Raw genomic sequence first — 8,429 nt, forward strand, 5'->3', positions numbered from 1 at the left:
TTTTTCCGCGGGACAATAATTTATGACAACTGAATCCCCAAGCTACTCAACGATTGAGCAAGCCTTCTCCCTTGGGAACGGGCAAGATTCTGCCCTCAACTGGTTGCGCAAGAACCGCAGTCAGGTCGCCATCTTCCTAGTGAGCGGCATCAAGCTGGAGGGGACCATCAGCGGTTTCGACCAGTACAGCGTCTTGCTGACCGATGCCCATGGCAATCAGCAGCTGGTCTACAAGGCCAAGATCTCTACCATCGCCATGCACTCCGGCCGTCCGGCCGTCAGCATCCAGCGGGCCCGCAAGCCGCGCGTCTCCATGGCGCCGCGTCCCCACGGTGCTCCGGGTCGCTACGATGACAATCAGGGCGGTAGCGGCGAGCACTGATGCTCGCTCTCGCCTAGCCTGAAGCGTGTCGCTGCGTCAAGCACTGACAGATGCGCATACCCACTCTCATGTTTATCGCCTGTCCCGTATGAGAGTGGGTCTTCTCCAAGACCCTATATAACGCGTCTCGTCCGTTCAGTAGCTCAATCCGACCGGTTTCCCTTCCTTGACCATGCACACCTGCATGCCCGCCGCCTGACCGGCCTGGGCACCTATGCCCGTGTCCTCGAACACCAGACAGTTACCCGCCTCTATGCTCAGTCGGCGCGCCACCAGCAAGAAGGTATCCGGATGGGGTTTGTGCAGATCCACGTCGTCGGCGGTGACCACCACGGGGAAGTAGCGATCCAGCCCGGTATTGCGCAGCACGGCTTCGGCATTGATGCGCGGTGACCCTGTGCCTATCCCCATGGGGATCTTGCCGTGGTAGCGCTCGACCAGTTCCAGCATGGCCGGGAACGGGGTGGCCTTGTGCAGGTTGGCCACATAGTGCTCCGTCTTGCAGCGGGTCACCACCAGAGGATCCAGTGCAATCTGCTGCACCTCTGCCACCAGCAGGGCTATCTTGCGGCTCGGCATGCCACCCAGTTCATAGAACCAGTCGGCATCGAACTGGAAACCAAACTCGCGGGCGGTATGTTCCCAGGCGGCCAGATGCAGCGGCATGGAGTCAACCAGAGTGCCGTCGAGGTCGAAGACCAGGCCTTGAAATCCGGATAGGGTCATGGTGCAGGATCTGTCTTGTGAAAATGGGCCCCCATTCTAGCCAGAGCCAAGGCGTATCGCCATGTGCCAGATGGCGAGAAACGCTTGCCACCTCATTTATGGCGCGAAAGACCGCTGGATGAGGGGATTCGAGGATGATTCAGGGCAGCTCACTGAGGGGTGATGAGGGGCTCGGCCTGTGCGCGGTAGGCCAGGGTGCAGGCGCGCCCCCGTGACTTGGCATGATAGAGCGCCTGATCCGCCTGCTCGGTCAGGGTCTGCCACCCCTTGTCGGACGAGGGGATGAGGTAGCTGAAACCGATGCTGACCGTGAGCATCTCGGTGACCCGTGACGCCGGGTGGGCTATCTGCAGCCGCTCCAGCCCCTGGTGGATCTGCTCCGCCAGCCGCTCCGCCTCCCCCGGCTGCGGGGCGCACAACAGGATCACAAACTCCTCCCCGCCGTAACGGGCCACCAGATTGGTCCTGCGCCGCTCCGTCTCCTGCAGCAGGGCCGCCACCCGCTGCAGGCATTGGTCCCCCTTGCCGTGGCCGAAGTGATCGTTGTAGGACTTGAACTCATCCACGTCGATCATCAGCACCGCCAGTATTCCCTGATGACGGCGGGCCCGCTCCCACTCCCGCTCCATGGTGATGTCCCACTGGCGACGGTTGGCGATCCCGGTCAGGGGATCTTCCAGCGACAGCAGGGAGAGGCGCCGGTTGGCCTCCTCCAGCGCCCGGTTGGTATCGGCCAGCTGGCGGGTCCGCTCCTGCACCCTTTGCTCCAGCTCACGGTTGAAACGCTCCAGGGTGGCCTGGGTACGCTGGCGGATCAGCAACTGGGAGAGCACGGCGGCGTACTGTTTGAAGATCTCGCTCTGGTAGGCCTTGAGGGGGCGGCGCCAGAGCAGGTTGTCGGCGGCGATCCAGCCGATGGGGGTGGTTCCGTCCCACAGGGACACCATGGCATTCCAGCCACGCCCCACCTCCTGCTGTTCGTAATAGAGGGGCGCATCCTCCAGCACCAGCACGTAGTCCTTGCGCCGCAGCGCCTCCTGCACTGTGGGGTGTTCCGGGATAGCGCTGACGAAGTGACGCTCATCGACCAGTTCGCCCGCCTCGTTGGTGCCCCAGGTGCCCTGCATGGTCTTGAGATCCGCGTCGATCAGGAAGATGGCGATGCGATCGAACTGCAGCTCCTGGCGGGCAAGGGCCACGGCGTCGTGCAGCAACTGCTCTTCGCTGTCACAGCGCGACAGCTGAACCCCGACCAGGTGCAGTGCCTGCAACATGCTGAGGAAGGCGTCCTGCAAGGCCTGGCTGCGGACGAGGTCAGCCTGGGTATGGAGCCGCTGATCCCGCTCCAGATCCACCTGGCTGGCCAGCCTTCTACCATCCAGTTCTGCTGCCAGGTAATGCATAAGCAGCTGAATACTCTGCTGGTGACGCCTTGGCAGGCGATCCAGGCGGCGCCTCGTCTCCAGGTAGACAGCGGCCTCCAGCCCCTGATGACGTTTGAGCGGGAAACTGGCGCGCAGACGGGGCGCCTCGGGCTCGACGCTCTCCCAGAGCGCTTCGGCTGCCGTGACGGGTTCCACCAGCAGCTGGCAGAGCGCGAGGGAGCGTTCGATGAAGGAGATGGGGAGCGCCAGGCTGGTCAGGGCATCGGCATGCAGGCAGAGCAGACCCAGCTCGGGGCGATAGCAGTAGAGCTGGGGCGTCGGCGCCCGCAGCCACAGATAGATCTGTTCGGCCTCGGTCTTCTCTCTGACCGCGGCCAGCGTCACCTCACACAGCTGTTCAAAACTGGTGAAGTGCTCCGGATCCCATTCTTGCATGCCAGTTCATCCTTGAAATGTATCCAAGCGAGTATATCGGCAAGCCTGACCATTTACTGAGCTAGCACTCAAAAGCGCGATCCAGAGCCCAGTTTTACAGCAGATTCAGTGCCTGCATGGCGGAACGGATCCGCTCACGGGTCGCCTCCGACAGGGGCATCACCGGCAGCCGGCACTCCTCGCTGCAAAAGCCCAGCAGGGAGACGGCGTATTTGGCTCCGGCCGGGCTCGGCTCGGCGAACATGGCCTGGTGCAGAGGGATCAGCTTGTCCTGCAGCTCGCGGGCGGCCTGCCAGTCACCCGCCAGGGTCAGGTTCTGCACCTCGGCCACCAGCTTGGGGGCCACGTTGGCGGTCACCGAGATGCAGCCCTGGCCACCGCCGATGTTGTAGGCCACCGCGGTGGCATCTTCGCCGGAGAGCCAGGCAAAGGGCTTCTTGATCAGCTGACGCTCGGTCCAGGGACGGGCCAGATCGCCGGTAGCATCCTTCACCCCGGCGATGCGCGGCAACTCGGCCAGGCGGGCCAGGGTCGCCGGTTGCACGTCGACGATGGCGCGCGGCGGGATGTTGTAGACGATGATGGGCTTGGTGGTGGCGTCATGCACCGCCTTGAAGTGATGGAACAGCCCTTCCTGATTGGGGCGGTTGTAGTAACCGGCCACGTGCAGGGTGGCATCCGCCCCGGCCTGCTCGGCGTGACGGGTGTATTCGATGGCCTCGACCGGGTTGTTGGAGCCGGCACCGGCGATGACCGGCACGCGACCGGCCACCTGCTTGACCACCAGCTCCACCACCCGGCAGTGCTCGTCGTGGGTCAGGGTCGGGCTCTCCCCCGTGGTCCCCACCGGCACTATGCCGTGGGTGCCTTGCTCTATGTGCCACTCCACCAGACGAGCCAGCGCGGCCTCATCCAGCTGGCCCTGCTTGAACGGGGTGATCAGGGCAACTATCGAACCTTGAAACATGGGATTTCCTTCTCCTGAATGAGTGGTTTGGTCAATAAAAAGCCCCGGTACGAGGGTCGCTACCGGGGCTTGAATCGTCTCAGGGATGAGAGGTTACGCGCGCACGTCAGCAGGCCCGAGGTTCAGGCTGTGTTTATGCTTTCGTTTCGATACGCGAAGCCGCATGGCATCATCTCTGGCTAAATAAGGTGTCTGGCATATTTCGGGAAGGCGGCATAAATGTCAAGGCGAAAGCAGCCATGTATAATGGCCGCCCAAAATTGCGTGGAGAAACCCAATGAGTCGTCCTGTCAGTGCCGTCAGCCAGATGCTGGAACGTAACCAAGCCCTCTTCGTCGGCAAGCGCCTGCTCGTCTGCGGCGCCCTGGAGGATGACTACCCGCGCCAACTGGCCGAGCTGACCGACTCCCTGACGGTGTTCACCACAGATTATTGCTACTACCTCAGCCAGCAAGAAGCCCTTGGTGACAACATTCTATTCGATCACCAGCTCGGCGGCGCCCCCCGCTTCGATGCCCTGCTGCTGCTGATGCCCAAGGCCAAGGCCGAGGCGCAATACCTGCTGGCCATGATGGCCCCCCTGCTGGAGGCGGGTGCCGACCTGCTGCTGGCGGGTGAAAACCGGGGCGGGATCAATGGGGCCGACAAGCTGCTGGCGCCGTATGGTGAGAAACCGATCAAACGGGACTCGGCGCGCCGCAGCTCCCTCTATCACGGCGAGCTCGGCAAGCCGGTCGCGCCGTTCGAGCTGGAGGCCTGGTTCAGCCGCTACGAGTGTCTGGCCGGCGACACTGCGCTGACCGTGATGGCGCTGCCCGGGGTATTCAGTGCCGACGGACTGGATCTCGGCAGCCAGATGCTGCTGGCCAGCCTGCCCCCCATGACCGGCAAGCTGCTCGACTTTGGCTGCGGCGCCGGCGTCATCGGCTCTGTCCTGGCCAAGCGCAATCCGGCCCTGGCCGTCCACATGGTGGACATCAATGCCCTGGCACTGGAGTCCAGCCGCCGTACCCTGGCCATCAACGGGGTGCAGGGCAAGGTCTATGCCTCCGACGTCTACTCCGATGTGGCTGAAAAATTCCAACATATTGTCTCGAACCCGCCCTTCCATGCCGGCCTCAAAACCTTCTATGCCGCCACCGAAACCTTCCTGGAAAAGGCCCCCGGATTCCTGGCCGCCAATGGCTCTCTGACCATAGTCGCAAACGCCTTCCTGCGATATCAGCCTATACTGGATACTCACTTCAAACGGACCGAGGTGATCGGCAGCGACACCAAATTCAGGGTCTATCTGAGCAAAGTGTAAATAAGTGTAACGGTTGTAATAAAACAAGTAGAGAGTGCCAGACGGGATCTGTTAAGGTAGAAAAAAACGATTTCCACCCCTTTTGGGGTGTTTTTTCGCAACAGTCTGAAAGCCTTTTCAAGCAGGGAGAGAAATATAATGGCAGGCATTTTGACCATGATCCTGGCCGGGGGGGAAGGTACTCGCCTCCAGCCGCTGACCACCACCCGCAGCAAGCCTTCCGTGCCCTTCGGCGGCAGTTACCGTCTGATCGACTTCGTCCTCAACAACTTCGTCAACGCCGATTTTCTGCGCATCTATGTGCTCACCCAGTTCAAGTCCCAGTCCCTCTATCTGCACATGAAGAAGGGCTGGAACATAGTCGGCATCACGGACCGCTTCATCGATCCCATCCCGGCCCAGATGCGGATGGGCAAGCGCTGGTATGACGGCACCGCTGACGCCATCTACCAGAACCTGCGCTTCATCGAGACCTCGGATCCCGAGCACGTCTGCATCTTCGGCTCGGACCACATCTACAAGATGGACGTGAGCCAGATGGTGACCTTCCACAAGCAGAAGGCCGCCGCCATGACGGTCGCCGCCCTGCGCATGCCCATCGAGGAGGCGAGCGCCTTCGGGGTGATCGAGGTGGATCACGAAGGGCGGATGATTGGCTTTGAAGAAAAGCCCAAGCACCCCAAGCACATCCCGGGGGATCCCACCCAGGCCCTGGTCTCCATGGGCAACTACATCTTCGAGACCGAGACGCTATACCGCGAGCTGAAACGGGATGCCGCCGAGGAGAACTCCAGCCACGACTTTGGCAAGGACATCATCCCCAGCCTCTACCCGCGCACCCCCGTATATGTCTACGACTACAGCAGCAACGTGATCCCGGGTGAGAAACCCAACGTCTACTGGCGCGACGTGGGGACGCTCGACTCCTATTGGCAGGCGCACATGGACCTGGTGGCCGACGATGCCCCCTTCTCCCTCTACAACCGCAAGTGGCCGCTGCACACTCACTACCCGCCCCTGCCCCCCGCCACCTTCATCGATACCGATGATTGCAAGGTCAAGATCGCCAACTCATTGATCTCCGGTGGGTGTTTCATTCAGGGCAGCCAGATCCAGCGCTCCATCCTGGGCTTTAGCTGCAATATCGGGCCCTGCAGCCACATCAGTGAATCCGTGCTGCTGGGGGACGTGAAGATAGGGGAAGGCTGCTCAATTCGGCGCGCCATCATAGATAAAAACGTTGAAATTGCACCCGGCACCGTGATCGGTGAGAATCTGGACCATGACAGAGAGAGGTTTACCGTGTCCGAAGGCGGTATCGTCGTGGTACCTAAGGGAGCAAGAGTTGGTTATTAGCCCGTTAAAAATCCTGTTTGTTGCCTCTGAGGTCGAGGGGCTGGTGAAGACCGGGGGCCTGGCAGATGTGGCCAGGGCCCTACCTCTGAACCTCGCCCGCCAGGGCCACGACGTTCGCATCATCCTGCCCTTCTACCAGACCCTCAAGCGCCGGGACGAGGCGACACTCATCGCCTCGCGCTGGTTGCCGACCCCGCCGGACAGAGCCGATATCAGCTATCGCATCTATCAGCTGGATCTGGACGGCGTCTGCGTCTATCTGCTCGATTGCCCGCAGTATTTCGAACGCCCCCAGCTCTATGCGGAGAACAACCAGGCCTATCCCGACAACGGCGAGCGGTTTGCCTTCCTGGCGGCGGCGGCCCTGCACGCCTGCGAACAGCTCAACTTTGCCCCCGACATAGCCCATTGCAACGACTGGCACACGGGCCTGTTGCCGCTGCTGCTCAAGAGCCGTCACGCCCGCAACCCCTTCTTCCAGCGCACCCGGTCGGTGATCAGCATCCACAATGCCGCCTTTCAAGGAGTGTTCGATCGCGCCCAGTTCTGGGCCGTGCCGGAGATTGCGGACTACGAGCAGCGCATCAACTACGACTACGGCCACGTCAACCTGCTCAAGTGCGGGGTGCTCTATGCCGACAAGATCAACGCGGTCAGCCCCAACTATGCCAGCGAACTGCTCACTCACCTGGGCGCCCACGGCATGGCCAGCGTGTTCCAGCAGCGGGCAAGCGATCTGTGCGGCATCCTCAACGGCTGCGACTATCAGGACTGGGATCCCGCAACCGACGCCCTGCTGCCCGCCACCTATGACGTCGACCAGCTGGCTGGCAAGCGCGTCTGCAAGCAGACCCTGCAGCGGGAGGCAGGTCTTCCTGCTGTAGATTTGCCAATCTATGGCATGGTATGTCGCCTGACAGAGCAGAAAGGGGTGCATCTGCTGATCCCGGCGCTGGACAAGTTCCTGCAGCATCAGGTCCAGGTGGTGATCGTCGGCTCGGGCGATCCTTCCCTCGCCGCCCAGTTGCAGGCCATCGCCCAGCAACACGCCGACAAGTTCACCTTCATCAACGCCTATGACGATCGGCTGGCCCACCTGGTGGAGGCCGGCGCCGACTTCTTCCTGATGCCCTCTCTGTTTGAACCCTGCGGTCTCAACCAGATGTACAGCCTGGCCTATGGCACCCTGCCGCTGGTACGGGCCGTCGGCGGTCTGAAAGATACCGTAGTGGACTGGGATGCTGACCCTGCGCGGGCCACCGGTTTTTGCTTCAACGATCCCACCGCCAGCACCCTGCTCGATGCCATGCGTCGCAGTCTGCTCCATTACCTGCAAGAACCGGAGCGTTTTGCCAGGGTGCAGCGCACCGCCATGCAGACCCGTTTCAACTGGGCAGACTCGGTCGGCCAGTATGAGCAGATGTACCGGGATGCGCTGGCCTCGATCTGAGGCCGATTGCTGAAGTTTTGTGCCCTTAACGCCGCTTTACTCGTCAACAGCGAAAAAAGTCCCCTTTGGCTGTTGACGCCCCCCCAAAACTCTATAAAATCCCCGACCGCAGTGATGCGAAGGTGGCGGAATTGGTAGACGCGCTAGCTTCAGGTGTTAGTGTCCCACGGATGTGAGGGTTCGAGTCCCTCTCTTCGCACCATACTGCAACATGCTTCATCGATGGCATGTAAAACAAGATTGATGACAATGTGCGAAGGTGGCGGAATTGGTAGACGCGCTAGCTTCAGGTGTTAGTGTCCCACGGATGTGAGGGTTCGAGTCCCTCTCTTCGCACCATGATTCTGACATGTTAAAACGAGAGCAATGCGCCAATCCTCATTTAAAATGCAGATGGGAAAAACAGTGTGCGAAGGTGGCGG

Annotated in this window: 7 protein-coding genes and 2 tRNA genes; 6 read left to right on the top strand and 3 right to left on the bottom strand. The window is 61.2% G+C overall.

What is annotated here, in order from left to right; translation table 11 throughout:
• The first annotated feature begins 22 nt into the window (after positions 1–22).
• Positions 23–382 carry an RNA chaperone Hfq gene (gene hfq, locus CUC44_RS15605; RefSeq protein WP_100860808.1) on the top strand — a complete coding sequence of 120 codons (360 nt, stop codon included), beginning with the start codon at positions 23–25 and terminating at the stop codon, positions 380–382.
• A gap of 135 nt (positions 383–517) precedes the next feature.
• Here hfq and CUC44_RS15610 read toward each other — a convergent pair whose 3' ends face one another.
• The 3 genes from CUC44_RS15610 to dapA form a co-directional block, all read right to left on the bottom strand.
• Positions 518–1,108, bottom strand: a complete 591-nt coding sequence (locus CUC44_RS15610) for an HAD family hydrolase (protein ID WP_100860809.1) — start codon at positions 1,106–1,108, stop codon at positions 518–520.
• 149 nt (positions 1,109–1,257) lie between these two features.
• Positions 1,258–2,928, bottom strand: a complete 1,671-nt coding sequence (locus CUC44_RS15615) for a GGDEF domain-containing protein (protein ID WP_100860810.1) — start codon at positions 2,926–2,928, stop codon at positions 1,258–1,260.
• 94 nt (positions 2,929–3,022) lie between these two features.
• The gene (gene dapA, locus CUC44_RS15620; RefSeq protein WP_100860811.1) at positions 3,023–3,895 is read right to left on the bottom strand and encodes a 4-hydroxy-tetrahydrodipicolinate synthase; all 873 of its coding nucleotides are present in this window, start codon (positions 3,893–3,895) and stop codon (positions 3,023–3,025) included.
• A 277-nt stretch (positions 3,896–4,172) separates the two neighbouring features.
• Between dapA and rsmC the strand changes: the two genes are divergently transcribed.
• From rsmC to CUC44_RS15645, 5 genes are all read left to right on the top strand, one after another.
• Positions 4,173–5,201 (top strand): 16S rRNA (guanine(1207)-N(2))-methyltransferase RsmC, encoded by a 1,029-nt coding sequence (rsmC, locus tag CUC44_RS15625; RefSeq protein WP_100860812.1) that lies wholly within the window; start codon positions 4,173–4,175, stop codon positions 5,199–5,201.
• Between the two features lie 135 nt (positions 5,202–5,336).
• Positions 5,337–6,557 (top strand): glucose-1-phosphate adenylyltransferase, encoded by a 1,221-nt coding sequence (glgC, locus tag CUC44_RS15630; RefSeq protein ID WP_279627833.1) that lies wholly within the window; start codon positions 5,337–5,339, stop codon positions 6,555–6,557.
• Positions 6,547–8,007 (top strand): glycogen synthase GlgA, encoded by a 1,461-nt coding sequence (gene glgA, locus CUC44_RS15635; protein ID WP_100860814.1) that lies wholly within the window; start codon positions 6,547–6,549, stop codon positions 8,005–8,007. The genes glgC and glgA overlap by 11 nt, the downstream gene beginning before the upstream one ends.
• Before the next feature lie 116 nt (positions 8,008–8,123).
• A tRNA-Leu gene (locus CUC44_RS15640) sits at positions 8,124–8,209 on the top strand.
• A gap of 51 nt (positions 8,210–8,260) precedes the next feature.
• A tRNA-Leu gene (locus tag CUC44_RS15645) sits at positions 8,261–8,346 on the top strand.
• The last annotated feature ends 83 nt before the right edge of the window (positions 8,347–8,429 follow it).

This window comes from Aeromonas lusitana, assembly GCF_002812985.1.
Classification (GTDB): Bacteria; Pseudomonadota; Gammaproteobacteria; order Enterobacterales; family Aeromonadaceae; genus Aeromonas; species Aeromonas lusitana.

What these genes read in the sequence shown, in the direction of transcription:
- hfq (WP_100860808.1), top strand. Translation starts at nt 23, where the DNA reads ATGACAACTGAATCCCCAAGCTACTCAACGATTGAGCAAGCCTTCTCC.
- rsmC (WP_100860812.1), top strand. Translation starts at nt 4,173, where the DNA reads ATGAGTCGTCCTGTCAGTGCCGTCAGCCAGATGCTGGAACGTAACCAA.
- dapA (WP_100860811.1), bottom strand. Translation starts at nt 3,895, where the DNA reads ATGTTTCAAGGTTCGATAGTTGCCCTGATCACCCCGTTCAAGCAGGGC.
- CUC44_RS15615 (WP_100860810.1), bottom strand. Translation starts at nt 2,928, where the DNA reads ATGCAAGAATGGGATCCGGAGCACTTCACCAGTTTTGAACAGCTGTGT.
- CUC44_RS15610 (WP_100860809.1), bottom strand. Translation starts at nt 1,108, where the DNA reads ATGACCCTATCCGGATTTCAAGGCCTGGTCTTCGACCTCGACGGCACT.